Source organism: Streptomyces lydicus (assembly GCF_000717345.1).
GTDB lineage: Bacteria > Actinomycetota > Actinomycetes > Streptomycetales > Streptomycetaceae > Streptomyces > Streptomyces lydicus.
Genome location: NZ_JNZA01000006.1, coordinates 61,263 through 81,488 on the forward strand (window position 1 = coordinate 61,263; position 20,226 = coordinate 81,488).

The 20,226-nt window shown below is 73.0% G+C and carries 18 protein-coding genes; 11 read left to right on the top strand and 7 right to left on the bottom strand.

What is annotated here, in order from left to right; all coding sequences use genetic code 11:
* The first annotated feature begins 36 nt into the window (after nt 1-36).
* The 3 genes from OO62_RS06780 (at nt 37) to OO62_RS06790 (ending at nt 3,446) form a co-directional block, all read left to right on the top strand.
* Complete coding sequence (locus OO62_RS06780) at nt 37-1,131, top strand: S1C family serine protease (protein WP_033266321.1); 1,095 nt, start codon at nt 37-39, stop codon at nt 1,129-1,131.
* A 126-nt stretch (nt 1,132-1,257) separates the two neighbouring features.
* Nucleotides 1,258-1,998 (top strand): response regulator transcription factor, encoded by a 741-nt coding sequence (locus OO62_RS06785; RefSeq protein ID WP_033266322.1) that lies wholly within the window; start codon nt 1,258-1,260, stop codon nt 1,996-1,998.
* On the top strand, nt 1,995-3,446 hold the full coding sequence (locus OO62_RS06790) for a HAMP domain-containing sensor histidine kinase (protein WP_033266323.1): 1,452 nt from the start codon (nt 1,995-1,997) through the stop codon (nt 3,444-3,446). The genes OO62_RS06785 and OO62_RS06790 overlap by 4 nt, the downstream gene beginning before the upstream one ends.
* A 30-nt stretch (nt 3,447-3,476) precedes the next feature.
* On the opposite strand, the gene OO62_RS06795 is transcribed toward OO62_RS06790, so the two are convergent.
* A complete protein-coding gene (locus OO62_RS06795; protein WP_033266433.1) occupies nt 3,477-4,835 on the bottom strand; it encodes an LmeA family phospholipid-binding protein in 1,359 nt (452 codons plus the stop codon).
* A gap of 244 nt (nt 4,836-5,079) precedes the next feature.
* Here OO62_RS06795 and OO62_RS06800 point away from each other — a divergent pair, with 244 nt between their 5' ends.
* Nucleotides 5,080-5,937 carry an SDR family oxidoreductase gene (locus OO62_RS06800; protein WP_033266324.1) on the top strand — a complete coding sequence of 286 codons (858 nt, stop codon included), beginning with the start codon at nt 5,080-5,082 and terminating at the stop codon, nt 5,935-5,937.
* 80 nt (nt 5,938-6,017) lie between these two features.
* Here the strand turns inward: OO62_RS06800 and OO62_RS06805 are convergent, their stop codons facing one another.
* Entirely contained in the window at nt 6,018-6,500 is a 483-nt protein-coding gene (locus OO62_RS06805; protein WP_051732812.1) for a DUF3574 domain-containing protein, read from the bottom strand.
* A gap of 119 nt (nt 6,501-6,619) precedes the next feature.
* A complete protein-coding gene (locus tag OO62_RS06810; protein ID WP_051732815.1) occupies nt 6,620-8,437 on the bottom strand; it encodes a bifunctional metallophosphatase/5'-nucleotidase in 1,818 nt (605 codons plus the stop codon).
* Between the two features lie 173 nt (nt 8,438-8,610).
* Between OO62_RS06810 and mshD the strand changes: the two genes are divergently transcribed.
* Entirely contained in the window at nt 8,611-9,528 is a 918-nt protein-coding gene (mshD, locus tag OO62_RS06815) for a mycothiol synthase (RefSeq protein WP_099872217.1), read from the top strand.
* Nucleotides 9,529-9,636: 108 nt separating this feature from the next.
* Here mshD and OO62_RS06820 read toward each other — a convergent pair whose 3' ends face one another.
* Nucleotides 9,637-10,185: a hypothetical protein gene (locus tag OO62_RS06820; protein ID WP_033266327.1), complete on the bottom strand. Its 549-nt coding sequence runs from the start codon at nt 10,183-10,185 to the stop codon at nt 9,637-9,639.
* A gap of 88 nt (nt 10,186-10,273) precedes the next feature.
* A complete protein-coding gene (locus tag OO62_RS06825; protein WP_078617047.1) occupies nt 10,274-10,891 on the bottom strand; it encodes a GNAT family N-acetyltransferase in 618 nt (205 codons plus the stop codon).
* Nucleotides 10,892-10,995: 104 nt separating this feature from the next.
* Between OO62_RS06825 and OO62_RS06830 the strand changes: the two genes are divergently transcribed.
* From OO62_RS06830 to OO62_RS06850, 5 genes are all read left to right on the top strand, one after another.
* Nucleotides 10,996-12,066 carry an ATP-binding cassette domain-containing protein gene (locus OO62_RS06830; RefSeq protein WP_051732817.1) on the top strand — a complete coding sequence of 357 codons (1,071 nt, stop codon included), beginning with the start codon at nt 10,996-10,998 and terminating at the stop codon, nt 12,064-12,066.
* Nucleotides 12,063-13,112, top strand: a complete 1,050-nt coding sequence (locus OO62_RS06835) for an ABC transporter permease (protein WP_033266437.1) — start codon at nt 12,063-12,065, stop codon at nt 13,110-13,112. The genes OO62_RS06830 and OO62_RS06835 overlap by 4 nt, the downstream gene beginning before the upstream one ends.
* 445 nt (nt 13,113-13,557) lie before the next feature.
* The gene (locus tag OO62_RS06840; protein ID WP_033266328.1) at nt 13,558-15,840 is read left to right on the top strand and encodes an RNA degradosome polyphosphate kinase; all 2,283 of its coding nucleotides are present in this window, start codon (nt 13,558-13,560) and stop codon (nt 15,838-15,840) included.
* The gene (locus OO62_RS06845) at nt 15,803-17,068 is read left to right on the top strand and encodes a CHAD domain-containing protein (RefSeq protein ID WP_033266329.1); all 1,266 of its coding nucleotides are present in this window, start codon (nt 15,803-15,805) and stop codon (nt 17,066-17,068) included. The genes OO62_RS06840 and OO62_RS06845 overlap by 38 nt, the downstream gene beginning before the upstream one ends.
* 22 nt (nt 17,069-17,090) lie before the next feature.
* Nucleotides 17,091-17,510: an NUDIX hydrolase gene (locus OO62_RS06850; RefSeq protein ID WP_033266330.1), complete on the top strand. Its 420-nt coding sequence runs from the start codon at nt 17,091-17,093 to the stop codon at nt 17,508-17,510.
* Nucleotides 17,511-17,536: 26 nt separating this feature from the next.
* On the opposite strand, the gene OO62_RS06855 is transcribed toward OO62_RS06850, so the two are convergent.
* Entirely contained in the window at nt 17,537-17,734 is a 198-nt protein-coding gene (locus OO62_RS06855; RefSeq protein WP_033266331.1) for a hypothetical protein, read from the bottom strand.
* A gap of 195 nt (nt 17,735-17,929) precedes the next feature.
* Here OO62_RS06855 and OO62_RS06860 point away from each other — a divergent pair, with 195 nt between their 5' ends.
* On the top strand, nt 17,930-19,174 hold the full coding sequence (locus OO62_RS06860) for an NsdA family TPR-like regulatory protein (protein WP_033266332.1): 1,245 nt from the start codon (nt 17,930-17,932) through the stop codon (nt 19,172-19,174).
* 10 nt (nt 19,175-19,184) lie between these two features.
* On the opposite strand, the gene OO62_RS06865 is transcribed toward OO62_RS06860, so the two are convergent.
* Nucleotides 19,185-20,192, bottom strand: coding sequence for an aldo/keto reductase (locus tag OO62_RS06865; RefSeq protein WP_033266333.1), 1,008 nt, complete (start codon nt 20,190-20,192; stop codon nt 19,185-19,187).
* Between the last annotated feature and the right edge of the window lie 34 nt (nt 20,193-20,226).

Genomic DNA, 20,226 nt, shown 5'->3' on the forward strand with positions numbered 1-20,226 from the left:
AGGCAGTTCTCATGGAGCGGGCGCATTGTCTTGACCATGACCGAGAGCTACCGCCGAAGCGGCGATGAGATGCCACAGAACGGGCCGTACGCGTACGGCGCCCAGCACGGCCCCCAGCACGGCCCCCAGCACGGTTCCCACCACGGAGCCCCGTACGGCGACCACGCCGGAGCGGCGGTTCCGCCGCCCCCGCCGTACGCACCCGGCCCCGAGGGAGCGCCGGAAGCGCGGCGCCGGGCCCGTCGGCCGGTGGCGCTGCTCGCGGCGGTGGCGGTCGCCTCCGGTCTCATCGGCGGCGGCAGCGCGGCGCTGATCGCCGGGGCGACCCACCAAGACACCCAGAACTCCGCCTCCACACCGCTGGTCAACGCGGGCAAGAACAGCGGCAGCGGCGTCGCGGGAGTGGCCAAGGCGGTCAGCCCGGCGATCGTGGAGATCAAGGCGCGGACCGGCAGCGGGGAGTCCACCGGCTCCGGCGTCGTGCTCACCAGCGGCGGCGAGATCATCACCAACAACCACGTGGTGGCCGGTGCGGACACCGTCACCGTCGCCTTCAGCGACGGCAGCAGGAAGACCGCCCGGGTCACCGGCACCGACCCGGACAAGGACCTGGCGCTGATCAAGATCGGCGGCGCCAAGGGTCTGACCGCCGCCTCGCTCGGCGACTCCGACAAGGTCGCGGTCGGGGACGGCGTGGTGGCCATCGGCTCGCCCGAGGGCCTGACCGGCTCGGTGACCAGCGGCATCGTCTCCGCCCTCAACCGGGACGTCACCGTCCCCAAGGAGCAGGGCCGGGGGCAGGGACAGGGGCAGCAGGGCGGCGGGGACGACGGCGGCTGGCCGTTCGAGTTCGGCGGCAACCAGTACAACGGCGACACCGGCTCGTCCAAGACCTCGTACAAGGCGATACAGACCGACGCCTCGCTCAACCCGGGCAACTCCGGTGGCGCCCTGATCAACATGCAGGGACAGATCATCGGCATCAACTCGGCGATGTACTCGCCCACCTCGGCCTCCAGCAGCACCGCGGGCAGCGTCGGACTCGGCTTCGCCATCCCGATCAACACCGTCAAGGCCGACCTCGACTCGCTGCGGGACGGCGGCAGCGGGGGCAGCAACAGCGGCGTCTGAGCGCCCGCCCGTCACCCGCCGCCACCCGGCCGGAGACGCTCCGCGTCCCCCTCCCAATGGCGCGCCGCCGTGCAAGGCTGAGGACCGGCCCCGTACGTTCCGCATTTCCCCGAGGTAGCCAGACACATGAGCCCCGCCGAGCACGGTGATCAGCCCGCCCGCATCCTGATCGTCGACGACGAACCCGCGGTCCGCGAGGCGCTGCAGCGCTCGCTCGCCTTCGAGGGCTACCGGACCGAGCAGGCGGTCGACGGTCTGGACGCGGTCGAGAAGGTCGCGTCCTACGACCCCGAACTGATCGTCCTGGACGTGCTGATGCCCAGGATGGACGGGCTGACCGCGGCCCGGCGGCTGCGGGCGAGCGGGGTGACCGTACCGATCCTGATGCTGACCGCCCGGGACACCGTCGGCGACCGCGTCACCGGCCTGGACGCCGGCGCCGACGACTACCTCGTCAAGCCGTTCGAGCTGGACGAGCTGCTCGCCCGGATCCGCGCGCTGCTGCGCCGCAGCTCCTACGCGGCGGCGGCCGGCGCGCAGCCCGCCGGGGAGGGCGAGACGCTGAGCTTCGCCGATCTGCGGATGGACCTGTCGACGCGCGAGGTGACCCGGGGCGACCGGCCGGTCGAGCTGACCCGTACGGAGTTCACGCTGCTGGAGATGTTCCTCGCACACCCGCGGCAGGTCCTCACCCGCGAGCAGATCCTCAAGGCGGTCTGGGGCTTCGACTTCGAGCCCACCTCCAACTCGCTCGACGTGTACGTGATGTATCTGCGCCGCAAGACGGAAGCGGGCGGCGAGCCGCGCCTGGTGCACACCGTGCGGGGCGTCGGCTACGTGCTGCGGGCGGACGGCGGGTCGGAATGAGCGCGAGAAGCCGGCTCGGCACGCATTTCGGGAGTCTGCCGCTGCGCTCCCGGCTGACCCTGCTCACCGCGGCCGCGGTGGCGGTGGCGGTGGCGGTCTCCGCGCTGGCCTGCTGGCTGCTCACCCGCGCCCAGTTGCGCGACGAGGTGGACAGCTCACTGGAGAACGTCTCCGTCCCGGCGGATTATCTGCAGGTCACCTACGCCAACTGCCAGCCCACCGATCCGGCCGAGAACAAGAACGCGCCGCCGTCGTACTACAACGTCCAGATCGTCCAGGTCGACGGCTCGCGCTGTGTGGGGCCGAACTCCCTGCCGGTCCGCGTGCAGCGCGGGGACCTCGCGGTGGCACAGGGCCTGCAGCGGGACACTCTGCACGACGCGGTCACCACCAGCGGCGAGGACGTGCGGGTGCTGACCACGCACAAGAACATCCAGGGCGTGCCGTTCGCGGTCTCCGTCTCGCGCCCGCTGAGCGAGATCAACGGCGCGCTGAACACCCTCGCGCTGCTGCTGGCCGCCGTCGCGGGACTGGGCGTCGTCGGCGCGGGCACGGCCGGCCTGGTCATTGCGCGCTCCGGCCTCAAACCCGTCGACCGCCTCACCGAAGCCGTCGAACACGTCGCCCGTACCCAGGACCTGGCGATCCGCATCCCGGCGGAGGGCGACGACGAGATCGCCCGGCTCTCCCGTTCCTTCAACGCGATGACCGCGGCGCTGGCCTCCTCCCGTGATCTCCAGCAGCAGCTGATCGCGGACGCCGGCCACGAGCTGCGGACGCCGCTGACCTCGCTGCGCACGAACATCGATCTGCTGGTGCGCAGCGAGCAGTCCGGCCGGCCGATTCCGGCGGAGGACAAGCAGGCGCTGCTGGCGTCGGTGAAGGCGCAGATGGGGGAGCTGGCGGCGCTGATCGGGGATCTTCAGGAGCTGTCCCGGCCGCCGGCGCCCGGGCAGAGCGCCGTCGCGGTGGTGGCGCTGCACGACGTGGTCGGCACGGCGCTGGAGCGGGCCCGGCTGCGCGGCCCGTCGCTGACCTTCACCGCGGACATCGCGCCCTGGTACGTACGGGCCGAGCCGGCCGGGCTGGAGCGGGCGGTGGTCAATCTGCTGGACAACGCGGTGAAGTTCAGCCCGGCCGGTGGCAGCGTCGAGGTCCGGCTGTCCGGTGGCGAGCTGACCGTACGCGATCATGGTCCCGGCATTCCGCAGGACGAACTGCCGCACGTCTTCGAGCGGTTCTGGCGCTCGCCGTCCGCGCGCAGCCTGCCGGGCAGCGGGCTGGGGCTGTCGATCGTGGCGCGTACGGCGGAGCAGGCCGGCGGTGCGGTGCGGCTGCGGTCCGCGGACGTCGGCGGCACCGAGGCGGTGCTGACCCTGCCGGGCGCCGCGACGCCGCCGCCCGCGCCGCCCGAGGGGCCACCGGCCCGGCCGGACGGCGGCGGCTGAGCGGCCCGCCGCCGGCCCGCCGGCGCCGGCTCACTTCTTCTTCGCCGCGTCCCCGAACGGCAGGTCCGACCCGGTGAGCTCGGCGCGGATGCCGTCCCGCTCGACGGTGAGCGCGCGCAGCCGTACGTTCCCGGGCGTCTTGGGCAGTTCGAAGGAGAGCGACAGCCGGTCGGCGAGCTGCGGCTTGGTCAGGCCGCTGAGCGTGCCGAGGATCTGCGGATCGATCCCGACCTTCTCCAGCAGCCAGGGGTGGTCCAGCACCACGTCGACGAGGTTGACCTTCATCAGCTCGTGGACGAAGCGCGGCGAACCGGTCAGCTCGTGCAGCTTGTCCTCGCTGCGCAGCGCCTCCTGGACGTAGTCCTTCGGGATGCCGATGCGGTCCGCGATCGCCGGGATGCTCAGCATCGCCTTGACCCGGGCGGCCTCCTGGCTGAGCTGGGCGGCGGCCTTGCGGGTCAGCCGCAGGCCCTCCTCCTTGCCGGTGCCGGGGCGGTAGACGGCGAGGTCGCCGATGTCCAGGCGCATCCGGCTGATGTCGGTGGAGACGCCGCGGTCACCGGACCGGTGGATGCGCGCCTCGGCCCGTACCCGCAATTCGTGGCCGGCGATCGGCAGTTGCCCGTCCGCCTTGACCGCGTCGGGGCCCATCGCGCTGAACTTGACCTGGGAGGCGCCCAGTTCGCGGTTCATGTCGTCGAAGGCGAGCAGGACGTTGCCGCGCAGCGAGCCGATCGTGGCGCCCTTGACGGAGCTGGGCAGATCGCCGTCGAGGCGGACGTCCCTTGCGGTCGCCTCGAACTTCGCCAGCGAGACCCGGTCGGCGGCCAGGTCGGGGATGGTGACCCGCACCTGGTCGACGCGCTTGTCCAGGACCTGGGTGAGGAACGGGAAGCCCTGGATGTCGACTTCGGGGGTGGCGTTCAGGTGCAGCGCGTCCTTCAGCTTCTCGGCGGTCGCGTTCTGCGCGTAGAGCACGGCGAAGCGGTCCGAGAGGGTGAGGAAGGAGGCGAGGACGAGGAGCGCCACCAGCAGTTTCACGGTGATCGGGATGGCGGCGAAGCGGCTGATGCCGCGCTTGGTGCGGCGGTGGTTCGGCCGGGTCCAGACTTCGTCCTCGTCGTCCGCGCGCAGTCCGAGGCCCAGCGGGTCGTCGCTGTCGTCGCGCTCGTTGAGGTAGCTGCGGCGCCGGGTGGCACCCGGGACGTCGAACCCGGGGTCGGCCGGGCCGGTTTCGGGCTCCGGGTCGGCGAGGGCGGCCAGGTCCGCGTACGGGTTCACCGGTTCGAGCCTTCTGGTGTCGCTGGAGGGGTCGTGCGGGGTGCCCGCCGCGGCGGAGTGGGGGACGGGGCGGTCGGCGGGCGAGGGTATGCGTGTGGGGGTTCGCATCAGCACATCCCACCACGAGCGAGACCCTCGAACGCAAGTCTTACCGGAGGTATGCCGGATACGCGAAGGTTGTCGGAGCGCTCTTGGGGAAAAATTGCCGCGCCTGCCGGGGTGATCTGAACCACCGTCATGCCTCTTGCCGGCCACGGCGACGGAATGCTCCGCCGGCCCGGTTCGTTGGCTGTGATGCGTTCCATTCGCCCAACGACCCGCAGGCGGTCGTTCTTCTTCTCTGAGGTGCCCCATGATCGTGGTAACCGGAGCAACCGGCAATATCGGCCGCAGTCTTGTCGACCGGCTCCTCGCCGAAGGCGCCGCCGTCCGCGCGCTGACCCGGGACCCGGCGCGGGCCGCGCTGCCGGCCGGGGCCGAGGTGGTGCGTGCCGACCTCACCGGTGATGACGGCCTCGAACCGCTGCTGGAGGGCGCCGACGCGCTGTTCCTCAACCTCGCGGCCGGCGGCGAACGGGCCGCGGGCGCCCTGGTCGACGCCGCCGTGAAGACCGGCGTGCGCCGCATCGTCCTCAACTCCTCGATGGCGGTGACCGATTCCCCCGCCGACGAGTCCAACTTCATCGCACGCATGCACGCCTCCCAGGAGCGCGCGGTGCGCGACTCCGGTCTGGAGTGGACGTTCGTCCGGGGCGGCAACTACGCCACCAACGCGCTCGCCTGGGCCCCGGCCATCCGCGCGACGGGCGTGGTCCGCGACGCCCACCCGGGCGCGCAGGGCGCCCCGGTCCACGAGGCCGACCTCGCCGATGTCGCCGCGGCCGCCCTGCTGGACCGCACCGGCGCCCACCAGGGCCGGGCCCACCTCGTCACCGGTCCCGAGGTGCTGACCGTCGCCCAGCAGGTCGCCGCGATCGGCCGGGCGACCGGGCGGGAGACCCGGGTCGAGCAGATCTCCGAGGAGGCGGCGGCCGAGGCGATGGCCGGCCCGCACCTGCCCAAGGAGGCGGCGCTGGAACTGGTCCGGATGTTCGGCGGGGCGGTCGACGCCTCGCCCTTCCCCGTCTCGGACGCCGTCGAGCGGATCACCGGCCACCCGGCCCGTACGTTCGCCCGGTGGGCGGAGGACCACGCGGCCGACTTCTCCTGACCGGCCCGCGGCCGGCGGGGAGCGGTGCCGCCCCTTTCGCGGTGTGCGGAAGGGGCAACTCCTCCTGGCTGACGGCGGGTTCAGAAGTCGACGCGGGCCCGGTCGTCGACGCGGGCCACCGACTCCTGGCCGAAGCGGCGTTTGTAGGCGGTGCGGATGCGTTCGATCCTGGGGTCGAGGCGGCGGGCCTGTGAGGTGGGGTAGAAGAGCGTGAGCTCGTAGGAGCGCTCGTGTTCGATGGTGCCGTGGGCGTCGCGGTACTGGCCCCGGGCCGGCTGGATGGTGAGGCCGTCGGGGAAGTCCGGGGTGATGTGCGTGTCGACGAACGCGCGGAACTGGCGGTCGGTGACCGCCGGGCCGCCGTCGGGCCGGGCGGTGCCGAAGAACAGGCTGGTCTCGATGGCGGCGCTGCCGTGCACGGGCTGGGGCGGCTGGGCGCGCAGGACGCCGGCCGGGGTGGCGGCGGGCGCCGCGGCGCCGAGCAGGGCGGTGGACAGGACCAGCACGACCGCCCGGGGGCGGACGTGCCGGGACAGGGCGCGCAGGGGCCGCAGCAGACGCATCGGGGCTTCCTCTCGTCGGGCCGGATGAGCGGGCCGCTCAGCGGGACAACGAGGGGAAGCCCCGAGGAGCTACCGCAGGCCGGGTCGCACTGCCTTGCGACCCGGCCGGCGGGGCGCCGTTACTTCACGACGGTGATGCGGTCCGCCTTCGGCGGCGTGAGGGGCTGCTCCTTCGACGAGTGCGCCGTCAGGTATCCGGTGAAGGCGTCCAGGTCGGAGGGGCCGACGTACTTGTTCTTGCCGTCCTTGAAGGCGGGGAAGCCGTCGCCGCCGCCGGCCAGGAACTCGTTCATCGCGACGCGGTAGGTCTTCGCCGGGTCGAGCGTGGCGCCGTTGAGCTTGACCGTGTCCTTGACGACGCGGTCGGCGCCCTTCTTGGTCAGGTCGAGGGTGTAGGTGAGCCCGCCGGAGACCTGGAGGATCTTGGGTGAGGACTCGTTGGGGCCGCTGACCTGCTGCTGGAGGGCGGTCAGCAGCTGGGCGCCGGTGAGGTCGACGACGTTCATCATGTTGGTGAACGGCTGGACGGTGAACGCTTCGCCATAGGTGACCACGCCGTCGCCCTCCGAGCCGGACGCCGGGTAGGCGAGGTCGGAGCGGATGCCGCCGGGGTTCATCAGGGCGAGCTGGGCGCCGCCCTTGTCGGACGCCTTGGTGGCCTCCAGCTGGGCGTCGGCGATGACGTCACCGAGAGGGGACTCCGGGGCGCCCGCGCCGCGGCCGGCGATGTCGGCCGCGATGTGGCCGACCGGGCGGCCGGCGACCGGGGCGGCCAGCTTGTTCCAGCGGCTGATCAGGGCGGTCATGTCCGCGGCCTTGGGCTGGGTGCGGTCCACGACGTGGTTGACCGCGCCGGGCGCCGTGACGCTGGTGCGCACGATGTCGCGGGTGCGGCGGTCGTAGGTCAGCGTGGTGTCGGTGTAGAGCTTGCCGTAGGACGCGGCGGAGGTGACGGTGCGCGGCCGCCCGGACGGGTCCGGGATGGTGCAGGCGTACGCCTGGTGGGTGTGGCCGGTGACCAGGGCGTCCACCCGGGGCGTCACGTGCTTGGCGATCTCGGTGATCGGCCCGGAGATCCCCTCGCCCGGCCCGGGACTGTCGCAGTGGTAGTTGTAGGACGTGGAGGCGGGCAGTCCGCCTTCGTGGATGAGGGCGACGATCGCCTTGACGCCCTGCTTGTCCAGCACCTTGGCGTACTTGTTGATCGTCTCGACCTCGTCGTGGAACTTCAGGCCCTTGACGCCGTCGGCGGTGACGATGTCGGGGGTGCCCTCCAGCGTCACCCCGATGAAGCCGATCTTGACGCCCTTGTGCTTCCAGACGGTGTACGGCCGCAGCAGCGGCTTGCCGGTCATCTCATCGGTGACGTTCGCGGTGAGGTAGGGGAAGTCGGCGCCCCGGAACGTCTTGCCGTCCTCGTAGCAGCCGTCCTTCGGGTGGCAGCCGCCCTTCTGGAGGCGGGTCAACTCCGCCCGGCCCTCGTCGAATTCGTGGTTGCCCACGGAGGTGACGTCCAGGCCCAGCTTGTTCATGGCCTCGACGGTCGGCTCGTCGTGGAACAGGCCGGACAGCAGCGGGCTGGCGCCGACCAGGTCCCCGGCCGCGGCGGTGACGGAGTACGGGTGGCCCTTGCGGGCCGTGCGCAGCGACTGGGCCAGGTACTCGACGCCGCCGGCCGGGACGGCCTTCTTGGTGCCGTCCGGCTGGAGCTCCTCGACCGTGCCGGAGGAGCCCTGCGGCGGTTCGAGGTTGCCGTGGAAGTCGTTGAAGGAGAGCAGCTGCACGTCGACGGTGCGGCCGCCGTGGCCGTGGTGCCCGGTCTCGGCACCCGCCGGCAGGGCGCTGCCGGCGACGGCCGCCCCCACACAGGCGGCCAGTACGGTGGCCCCGATCGTCAATCTGCTGACCCCACGGCGCCGTTGCGGTCTCGCTGGCATGTGTTCCCCTCCCGGATGTCCTGAGCGGACCGCAGCTTATTGTCGACGCGCGTAGCGCAACAGGGGGTGCAGGTTACGGGCTGGTTGCCGGTGGGCGGCGGGAGTGCGGGTGGCGCCCGTCCGGGAACCCGGCGGAGTCGTACGCTTCACACATGACTGACGCTGCACAGGAGATGGGCCGGACCGGCCGCAGGATCCAGGTGGTCGACGAGCTCGCGCCGGAAGGGGCCGCGGCCGTCGTCGAACTGATCGAGCGGGCCGCGCGCGCCGACGGGCAGCCCGCCGTGTCCGAGCAGGGCCGGCTTCAGCTGCGGGGCGGGCCGCGGGAGGGCGTACGCCACGTGCTCGTGTACGCGCGCGGTGAGGCGGGCGAGATGCTCGTCGGGTACGGGCAGCTGGAGGACACCGATCCGGTCGAGGCGCCGGCCGCCGAGCTGGTGGTGCACCCGGGGTTCCGCGGCCGGGGCCACGGCCGGGCGCTGGGCGCGGAGCTGCTGGAGCAGTCAGGGCGCCGGGTGCGGGTCTGGGCCCACGGCGGGCACCCGGCGGCCCGGCACCTCGCGCAGACCCTGGGCCTGACGATGTTCCGGGAGCTGCGCCAGATGCGGCGCTCGCTGACGGATCTGGAGCTGGCCGAGCCGGAGCTGCCGGAGGGCGTGTCGGTCCGGACCTTCCAGCCGGGCACCGATGACGCGGCCTGGCTGGAGGTGAACGCCGAGGCGTTCGCCCACCACCCGGAGCAGGGCTCGCTGGGCCAGCGCGACCTGGACGACCGCAAGGGCGAGGCGTGGTTCGACCCGAAGGGGTTCTTCCTCGCGGAGAAGGGCGGCCGGCTGGTCGGCTTCCACTGGACCAAGGTGCACGCCGAGGAGGGCCTGGGCGAGGTCTATGTCCTCGGGGTGCGGCCGGGTGCGCAGGGCGGCGGCCTGGGCAAGGCCCTGACCTCGGTCGGACTGCGGCACCTGGCGGCGCAGGGGCTGCCGACCGCGATGCTGTACGTGGACGCCGACAACGCGGCGGCGGTGAGCGTCTACGAGCGGATGGGGTTCGTGACGCACGAGACGGATCTGATGTACCGCTCGGAGACCTGAGCGGGGACGGCGCGGCGGCGGAGGGCCGGGCCGGAAGCATCTCTCACGGGGCGGGCCGGCGACGGCCCGCCCCGTTCCTTCGGTACCCGGGGTGCGGCGGCCACCCACTCACTGCTGCCGGGCCGTCGGGCAGTAGCCGGTCTCCTCGCCGATCGAGTTGAGGTCGGCGTTGGGCCGGGGGTCGCCCGCGTAGTTGATCTGGTCCGTACAGCGCACCCCGGGCTTCTTGGGGGTACCCGGCGACGTGCTGCCCTTCTGCGGCGCCGGACAGTGGCCGGTCTCCTCGCCGATCGAGTTGATCTCGGCGTTGGGCCGGGGGTCGCCCGTGTAGTTGATCCGGTCCGTACACCGCGCCCCGGACTTCTTGGGGGCACCCGTCGGCCCACCCTTGGCGGCATGCTGGGCGGAGCCCTGAGCAGAACCCTGGCCGGAACCCTTGGCGGAGCCCTGACCGGCACCCTGGGCGGCACCCTGGCCGGCGCCCCGGGCGGTCTTGGAGGTGGACGCCGGGGACTGCGTGGCATGCGCGGAGGCAGGGGACGAGGAGGCGTTGGCGCCGCCGTCCTGGCAAGCGGTGAGCCCGAACGCGGCGACCGCGATCACCATGGCGGCGGCGGCCTTGCGGGCGTGGCGGAGGGTGGTGTGCGAGAGGTTCATGCCGTGCTCTCCAAGTCGTGTTCCGGGGTGGTGAGAACAAGACTGTCGGCCACGGCTGATGATCCACCGTCGGACGGCTAACGCCCCACTAACGTGAGGCGTCCTGACGCCCCTGCTGTGCGTGCCACTCGCGCGCGAGCATCGCGTAGATGACCTCGTCGGCCCACTCGCCGTCGAGGAACTCGTTCTCCCGCAGACGGCCCTCGCGGCGCATTCCCAGCCGTTCCAGTACGCGGGCCGAGGCGGTGTTGCGGCCGTCCAGCTCGGCCTGGACGCGGTGCAGCCGGAGCTGCTCGAAGGCCAGCTCCAGCAGTGCGCGGCTCGCCTCGGTGGCGTAGCCGCGGCCGGCGTGCGCCGGGTCGAAGACGTAGCCGATGCCGCCCTGGCGGTGCTCGCGGCTGGTCAGGACGAACGTGACGTCGCCGACCAGCGTGCCGGTCTCCCGGACGACCACGGCGAGCTGGAGCAGGTCGCCGGACTCGCGCAGCGTGGTGCGGGCGGCCTTGGCGGCGACGGAGGCCCGGGATCCCTCCTCGTCGAGGGGCCCCCAGTAGAGGTAGCGGCAGACCTCGGGCAGCCGCTGGTAGGCGTGGATCGCGCTGAAGTCGCCCTCGGTGACCGGGCGGAGGTCCAGTCGCGCGGTGCGGAGCGGGTAGTCGGGGGTGTACGGCAGCGGGGGTGCGGGGGGTGCGGAAGGTATGGGCACGAAGGGCAGCGTACGCAGCGGAGGTTGACAGGGCAGCCCACTTCCCGCACGCTTCCACTACTTAATTAGTGGAATGAGTCGGCGACGGTTCGGGGGTCGGGGCAATGGCGATACGGCCGGGCGAGGCGATCGGTCGGGCCTCGGGGCGCACCGCCCTCGAAACGATCGGCCTCGGCAAGCGGTACGGCCGCCGCTGGGCCCTGCGCGACTGCACCTTCCGGCTGCCGGCCGGCCGCATCTGCGCGCTGGCCGGCCCGCCCGGCGCCGGCACCAGCACCCTGCTGTCCCTGGCCTCCGGGCTGCTCCGCCCCACCGAGGGGACCGTGCGGATCTGCGGCGAGAGCGGCCCCGCCGGCCGCGCCCGGGTCGCGCACGTCACCCAGGGCAAGCCCCTCTACCCCCGGCTGACGGTCGCCGAGACGCTGCGGCTGGGCCGGGAACTCAACCCCGGGCGCTGGAACGACCGGTGCGCCGAGCAGATCGTGCGGGACGGCGGACTGCCCCTGGGCGCCCGCGCCGGTGCGCTCCCCGAAGGACAGCGCACCGTCCTCGCGTTCGCCCTCGCCTTCGCCCGGGAGCCCGAACTCCTCCTCCTCGACGACCCGTTGGACGGGCTCGACCCGCTGGACCGGCACCGGATCGCCGCCCTGCTGCTGGCCCGGTCCGCCGAGCGCGCCACCACGGTGGTGCTGTCCTCGCAGGCACTCGCCGAACTCGACGGGATCTGCGACTACCTGCTGGTGCTCGGCGGCGGCCGGGTGCGGCTCGCCGGCGAGGCCGACGACGTCGTCGGGATGCACACCCTGGTCATGGGGGAGCGCCGCGGCGAGGGGCTGCCCCGCGAGATCGCCGCGCACACCGTGATCGACACCCAGCTGAGCGGACGTCACTTCACCGCGCTCGTACGGCGGAAGGGCCCGCTCGCCCCCGGCCCCTGGGAGGCGGCCGAGCCGTCCCTGGAGGAGCTGCTGCTCGGCTACCTGCGGGCTCCCGGCGCGCCCGGGCTGATCGCGCCGAGCGCCGAACCGGTCTCGTCGCGGAGGTCCCACCGGCCCGGCGGCCGGCCCGGCATCCCCGGCATGCCGCGCAACGGACGGCCCGGCACCGCGGGCGTACCCGGCGGCACCCCACACACCTCGTACCACCACCACAGCGGCAAGGGAGCGGCGGCATGACCACCACGGCACACCGACGAGCGAGCGGGCCCCGGCCCACCGCGGACGGGACCGGCGGCCGGCAGGCGGCCGGCCGGGCACCGCTGAGCGGAGTGCTCTGGCTGACCTGGCGACAGCACCGGCTGGTCCTCGGCGTCCTGCTCGCCGGGGCGGCCGCCACCGCCGTCTGGTGCGCGGTGCTGCGCGGCCGGATGGCCGGGGTGATCGACGCCCACCACCTCGCCGGCTGCTCCATGATCTCCCTGGTGCCGCACTGTGCCGACACCCAGGAGGCGGTCATCGCCTTCCGCGCCGAGTTCGGCTCCTCGCTCAAGCTCATCGAGACCGGGCTGTTCCTGCTGCCCGCCCTGATCGGCCTGTTCATCGGGGCCCCGCTGGTCGCCCGCGAGCTGGAGACCGGCACCCACCAGCTCGTGCTGACCCAGTCCGTCGGCCCGCTGCGCTGGCTGACGGCGAAGCTTGCCCTGCCCGCCGCGTTCGTGCTCACCGCCGTCTCGGGGCTCTCCGCGGTCTTCGCCTGGCTCTGGCAGGTCGGCGGCGACGAGGTCTCCGGCGCCTACTGGTACTCCACCCTCGGCTTCGGCGCGCTCGGCCCGGTACCGGTCGCCCACTCCCTGCTGGGCCTGGTCGTCGGCGTACTGGCCGGTCTGCTGCTGCGCCGTACGGTGGCGTCGATGGCCGCCACGCTGGCCGCCATGGCCGTCGTCCAGGTCGCGTTCCAGCAGCTGCGGCCCGCGCTGCTGCCGGTGGCCACCAGCAGGTTCGGCCTCGGCACTGCGGTCCAGGCACCGGACAGCGGCTGGGTGCAGGGGCAGGGCTACCTCACCCGCGCCGGGGCGCGCCTGACCGGCGACGACATGGGGTGCACGCCCAACGGTGACTACGCGAGCTGTCTGCGCAGCCACGACGTGACCGGACAGTTCCTGGACCAGCACCCGGTGTCGCACCACTGGCCGCTGGCCTGGATCGAGTCCGGCATCGTCCTGGCGCTGGCGCTGCTGGTGACCGTACTCGTCTTCCGGGTGATGCGACGGCGGCACGGCTGAGCCCGTCCCTCCTACGGGACGTCAGCCGAGCACCCGGCGGGCGCGGGCGGTGGTGACGGTCCGCGACGCGAAACATCACGCGAGGTACCCTCGGCGCGCCCCGGACCGCAATCCATGAGGGCTCGCTCAACTGAGCGTGCGGGTATTCCGCACGGCAATTACCCGGGAGTATTTCTCCTGCGCAACGGGGCGTGTGGCGGCGGCCGCGGCGGGGAAGTGGCGGTAGGGCTCCCGCGGGCCGCCCGGGCACGGTCGAGGTGCGGCGGCCCCTCGCCGTAGCACCCCGATTGCCTGTCCGCCATATCCGCGTTACCAGTGATTCAATGTTGGTTGCGAGCATCGCTGAATGCAGCCCGCTGTGCCGAACGTCCCCAACCCGAGGCTCCATCTCGCGCCGCCTCCTCCTGACGCGCCTGGAACCCCCGGGACGCGGAAGAATAAGGCCATGAACCAGCAGCCCAGCGCTCAGGCACCGGCCCAGCCCGAGATGCCGACGCCGAAGCCCCCGCAGGCCCCGGCCCCGTCGGCCCAGCCTTCCGTGGGCTCCATCGCTGCGCACCGCCCGCACGCGGTCCGCGGGACGGTGCCGGGCCTGGAGCCCGACCTGGACGCCGACCCGGACGCGTACGAGGACCGGGGCGTGGTGGGCGCGGACGGCGAGGAGCTGCCCGGCGACCGCTTCCTGGACCGCGAGCGCAGCTGGCTGGGGTTCAACGAGCGGGTGCTCGAACTGGCCGAGGACCCGGCCACCCCCCTGCTCGAACGGGCGAACTTCCTCGCGATCTTCGCCAGCAACCTGGACGAGTTCTTCATGGTCCGGGTCGCCGGGCTCAAACGGCGGATAGCCACCGGCGTCGCCACCCGCTCCGCGTCCGGCCTCCAGCCCCGCGAGGTGCTGGACCAGATCTGGACACGCTCGCGCGAACTCATGGCCCGGCACGCCGCCTGCTTCCAGCAGGACATCGCGCCCGAGCTCGCCGACCAGGGCATTCATCTGATCCGCTGGCCGGAGCTGACCGAGAAGGAGCAGGCCCGCCTGTTCACCCTCTTCCGCCAGCAGATCTTCCCGGTGCTCACTCCGCTGGCCGTCGACCCCGCGCACCCCTTCCCGTACATCTCCGGCCTGTCGCTGAACCTCGCCGTGGTCGTACGCAACCCGGTCAGCGGCCACGACCACTTCGCGCGGGTCAAGGTGCCGCCGCTGCTCTCCCGCTTCCTGGAGGCGTCCCCGCAGCGCTACGTCCCCATCGAGGACGTCATCGCCGCCCACCTGGAGGAGCTGTTCCCGGGCATGGAGGTGCGCGCGCACCACATGTTCCGGGTCACCCGCAACGAAGATCTCGAAGTCGAGGAGGACGACGCGGAAAACCTCCTCCAGGCCCTGGAGAAGGAGCTGATGCGACGCCGCTTCGGGCCGCCGGTCCGCCTGGAGGTCGAGGAGTCCATCGACCCCGCCGTCCTCGACCTGCTGGTCCAGGAACTGAAGGTCTCCGACGCCGAGGTCTACCCGCTGCCCGGCCCGCTCGACCTCACCGGCCTCTTCGGCATCGGGGCGCTGGACCGGCCCGAGCTGAAGTTCCCCAAGTTCGTGGCCGGCACCCACCGCGACCTGGCCGAGGTGGAGTCCGCCTCCGCCCCCGACATCTTCGCCGCGCTGCGCGCCCGCGACGTCCTCCTGCACCACCCCTACGACTCCTTCTCCACCTCCGTGCAGGCGTTCCTGGAGCAGGCCGCCGCGGACCCCGACGTCCTGGCGATCAAGCAGACCCTCTACCGCACCTCCGGTGACTCGCCGATCGTCGACGCCCTGATAGACGCCGCCGAGTCCGGCAAGCAGGTCCTCGTCCTGGTGGAGATCAAGGCCCGCTTCGACGAGCAGGCCAACATCAAGTGGGCGCGCAAGCTGGAGGAGGCCGGCTGCCACGTCGTCTACGGCCTGGTCGGCCTCAAGACGCACTGCAAGCTGTCACTGGTGGTCCGCCAGGAAGGCGACATGCTGCGCCGCTACTCCCATGTGGGGACCGGCAATTACCACCCGAAGACCGCCCGGCTCTACGAGGACCTCGGCCTGCTGACCGCCGACCCGCAGGTCGGCGCGGACCTCTCCGACCTCTTCAACCGGCTGTCCGGCTACTCCCGCCGCGAGACCTACCGCCGCCTCCTGGTCGCCCCCAAGTCCCTGCGGGACGGCCTGGTCCAGCGCATCAACAAGGAGATCGCGAACCAGCGTGCGGGCCGGCCGGCCTACGTCCGCATCAAGGTCAACTCGATGGTCGACGAGGCCGTCATCGACGCGCTCTACCGCGCCTCCCAGGCCGGCGTGCCGGTCGACATCTGGGTGCGCGGCATCTGCGCCCTGCGCCCCGGCGTCCCCGGCCTCAGCGAGAACATCCGCGTCCGCAGCATCCTCGGCCGCTTCCTGGAGCACTCCCGGGTCTTCATCTTCGGCAACAGCGGGGAACCCGAGGTGTGGCTGGGCAGCGCCGACATGATGCACCGGAACCTGGACCGGCGGATCGAGGCGCTGGTGCGGGTGGCCGACCCGGCGCACCGCGCCTCCCTCAACCGGCTGCTGGAGACCGGGATGTCGGACTCCACGTCCTCCTGGCACCTCGGCCCGGACGGCGAGTGGAACCGGCGCGCCGTCGACGCCGACGGCGTGCCGCTGCGCAACGTACAGGAAATGCTCATTGACGCCCGGAGGCGCCGGCGTGGCCCAGCGACATGACCAGCCGACCGGGGGGCCGGCCGGTCTCATCGGTAGCGGATACGAGCCCGGCGGGGCACCCGGAGCCCGTGCCGCGGTGGTGGACGGACCCCACGACGAGCCGTACGACGGACCGGGCACGGCCCCGGCCCACGCGCCGCCCCACGGCGTCCACGCCACCCACCGCGCCCTCGCCGCCCGCACCGCGGAGGAGGTGCTCGCGGGCTACCTGCACCGGCAGTCCTCGGACTTCCTGCGCAGCCTGCGCCTGCACCGCGAGAGCGGCTCGGACGCGGAGGGCGCCGGCGAGGCAGCCCGCCAGCTGCGCCGCGCCGCCCGCCGCATCAGCGCCACCCTGCACACCTTCCGCCCGCTGACCGAGGAGACCTGGGCCGACCAACTCCTCGCCGAACTGGGCTGGTTGTCCGGCACCCTCGCCCGCGAGCAGACCTGCGCGGCCCGCCGCGAACGGCTGATGGCGGCGCTCACCCGGCTGACCGGCCGGGGAGAACGTGCCGACCGCCCCGATCGCGGCACCCGGGACGCCGGGGCCGCGCGTACCGCCCCGAACCCGGCGGACCGCGGGTCCACCGCCTCCGCTCCCGGCGACCCGGACGCCGACGCCGCGCTCTCCGCCGGGGCCGCCCGGGCCGGGGCCCTGCTGGACCGCCAGCTGACCCTCGCCCGCACCCGCGCCCACTCCGCCGCCCTCCAGGCCCTGGGCTCCTCCCGCTTCCACGCCGTCGCCGACTCCGTCGCAGTGCTCGCCTCCGAGGCGCCGCTCGCGCACGCGGCCGCCGAGCTGCCGGCCGCTGACGCGCTGCTCCCCCTCGCCGACCAGGCCCACCGGCGGCTCGCGGAGGCCGTCGCCGCACTCCCGCTCGCCCGCGCGGGCCACCCGTACAACGCCGAGGCGCTGGCCGTCGACCACCGCCAGGACGCCCCGTGGCACCAGGTCCGGCTGCTGGTGCGGCTGGCCCGCTACGCTCAGGAGGTGATCGCGCCCGAGTCCGCCGACCTCCGGCTGGCGGACGCCGCCCGGGCCCTGGACTCCCACCGCGCCGCCGCCGAGGCCGCCGCCGCAGCCGCCGCCGCGGCCCGTACGCCCAGAATCGCCCCGGCCACCGCCTACGCCCTGGGTGTGCTGCACGCCGACCAGCGCCACCACGTCGAGGCGGCCCGGTTCGCCTTCGGCCGGGTGTGGCTCTCCCGCTCCCCGGAACGCCCGGCCTGGGGCGACGCACCGTGACCGCACCGGAAGGGATGCGCCCGTGACGACCCCGCAAAAGCCGGTACGCGCGGCAGGCTGCGTCCTGTGGCGCCGCGCGTGCTCCGAGGCCGGCCTGGAGATCGCGCTCGTCCACCGGCCGAAGTACGACGACTGGTCGCACCCGAAGGGCAAGCTGAAGCGCGGTGAGGACGCGCTGGCCGGTGCGGTGCGCGAGGTCGCCGAGGAGACCGGCATGGACTGCCGCCCCGGCGCCCCGCTGCCGACCGCCAGCTACCTCGCCAACGGCCGCCCCAAGCAGGTCCGTTACTGGGCCGCCGAGGCGGTCGCCGGCGCCTTCACCCCGAACACCGAGGTCGACCGCCTCGTCTGGCTCTCCCCCTCCGAGGCCCGCGCCCGCCTCACCCAGGAACGCGACCGCCCCCTGATCGACGCCCTGCTCGCGGCGCTGCATCTGGCCTGAGCCCCGTCCCGGTGAGCGGATTCCGCTCACCGGGGATCACCGTCCGCGATCCGCTCCGCCCGGGACCGCGACACCCGAAGGGCTCCGGGGTCCGGCGCAGGCCACTCCTTGAGCCCGGCGGCCCGCAGGTACGGGATGCCGTTCCGGATGTCCGTCACGATCGCCCGACGGCCGCGCCCGTACTCCACCTCGTCGCCGACCTGCGGTCGCCGTTCGGCGCTCACGGCGCCACCTCCTCGATCGCCTCCGGCGCGGTCGTCCACTCCCGGCCGCCGCCCGGCGGCGCCAGCCATGCCACCGGCGGCGTGTCCGGCACCGTTTCTGACGGCCGGTAATCACTCAACTCCGCCGCGCCCCGCGGGGTAAGGGAGCACAGTGGAGGGACGGTTGAACCGGTTGAACGCCCGGGGGTACACGAGATGGCATCGCGATCAAGAACGCCGAACCTCGCCCTTGCGGGCCTGATGCGGGAAGGGGAAATCAAGAACGCGAAGCCGCAGGCGCGACCGGCGGTGACCGAAGCGCTCTCACGGCTCCTCGCGCGGCCCGTCACGTCCACGGAGGCCGGTCTCGGCGCGTCCGGCGAGCCGGTCGATTCGCCGGACGCCGCCGCTGGGATGGCGGATTTGAGCAGGGCGGACATGGACCCGTCGCGACGGGCGGTACTGGGCGCCGGGCTGTACTCGGCGGGCCTGGTCGTACCGGCCTTCGAAGACGAGGCCGATAGCGGCGAGTCGGCGGCGGCCGCTCCGACGGTCCGGATCGGGAGCGGTGACGTCGCGACGGTCCGCAAGATGACGGAGAAGATCGCGGACATCCTCGATGACCTCGGCGGCGGCCACGCCCGGCCGATGGCCGCGGCGTTCCTCGCCAACACCGTGGGCCCCTACCTGCGCGCGGGAGGCACCGAAGCGGCGCAGAAGGCGATGCGGAGCGCGGCGTCCGACCTCGTGTACCTCACGGGCTGGATGGCGATGTACGAACGCGAGCACGGCCTCGGGCAGAGGTACTACGTCAACGCCCTCAAGCTCGCGGGCCAGGCAGACGACCACGTCACGTACTGCCGCACCCTGCGCGGCATGGCGTTGCAGGCGTCCAACCTCGGCTACGGCAACACGGCGCTGAGCCTGGCCGACTCCGCTGCCGAAGCCGCCCCGGCGTCGGGCCCGCGGCTCGTGGCCTTTCTGCGCGGGCAGCAGGCGCACGGCGCGGCGATGGTGAAGGATCGCCGGCAGGCGTTTGCCCGGCTCCGGGAGACCGAGGAAGCGTTGAGCCGGGCGGACGGCCGCAACGACCACCTGGGGGGTTACGACCGTGCCGCCTACGAGTTCCATGTGGCCCACGTGCTCTGGGAGTTGGACGAGCGCGACGCATCGGTCAAGGCGCTGCGCCGGTCGAACCGGCACCGGCCCGAGGGCGAGCGCCAAGGCCGCCTGCACGCCACGGGCCTGCTTGCCACCCGCCTGATGGAGATGCGGCACGTCGAAGAGGCGTGCCGCGAATGGGAGCGCTTCCTGGACGATTACACCGGGATCTCCAGCGCCCGCGGCGACGAGCACTTCACGACCCTGCGAAACGGCCTACGGCCCTACCGCCGGCTTCCCGCCGTCCGGGCCCTGTCGGAACGGGCCCGGAGCGTGGCGCGCCTCAAAGCGGCCCGGTAACGCGCCCCCGTCACCGCCGCCGCAGGGACGGCTCCGTCAGGGACGGGGGGAGGTAGTAGAGGTCGGCGCGGTTGAGGTCGGTGCCCGGGGGGACGATGGCGTCGATGCGGTCGAGGGTGGCGGCGTCGAGGGTGGTTCCGGCGCCCTCCAGGAGGCTTTCGAGCTGGTCGTGGGTGCGCGGGCCGATGATCACGGAGGTCACCGCGGGGTGGGAGCGGACGAACGCGGTGGCCAGGTGGGGGAGGGTGAGGCCCGCCTCGGCGGCGACCTTCGACAGTGCGGTGACCGCCTCCGCCTTACGGGCGTTCTCCGGGATCGAGAGGTCGAACTTCTGGCTCTCCAGGCCGGCCCGTGAGCTGGCCGAGAGGTCGCGTCCGGAGAGCCAGCCGGCGCTGAGCGGGCCCCAGGTCAGCACGCCCATCCCGTACTTCTGCGCGGTCGGCAGCACCGAGCCCTCGATGCCGCGGGCCAGCATCGAGTACGGCGGCTGCTCGGTGCGGAAGCGGACGTGACCGCGGCGCTCGGCGGTCCACTGGGCCTCGACGAGCTGCTCGGCGGGGAAGGTGGAGGTGCCGATGGCCCGCACCTTGCCGGAGCGCACGAGGTCGGACAGCGCGGAAAGCGTCTCGTCGATGTCGGTGGCCGGGTCCGGGCGGTGCACCTGGTAGACGTCGATGTGATCGGTGCCGAGACGGCGCAGGCTGTCCTCCACCGCGCGGACGATCCACCGCCGCGAATTGCCGCCGTGGTTGGCGTCCGGGCCCATCGGGTTGAAGAACTTGGTGGCCAGGACGACGTCCTCGCGGCGCCCCTTCAGCGCCTTGCCGACGATCTCCTCGGACTCGCCGCCCGCGTACACGTCGGCGGTGTCCACGAGGTTGATGCCGGCGTCCAGCGCACGGTGGATGATCCGTACGCAGTCGTCGTGGTCGGTGTTGCCCCAGGCGCCGAACATCATCGCGCCCAGCGCGAACTCGCTGACCGAGATGCCGGTGCCGCCGAGGATCCTGCGCTGCATGAGCTGCTCCCTGTTCGTCCCGCGATCTGCCGGG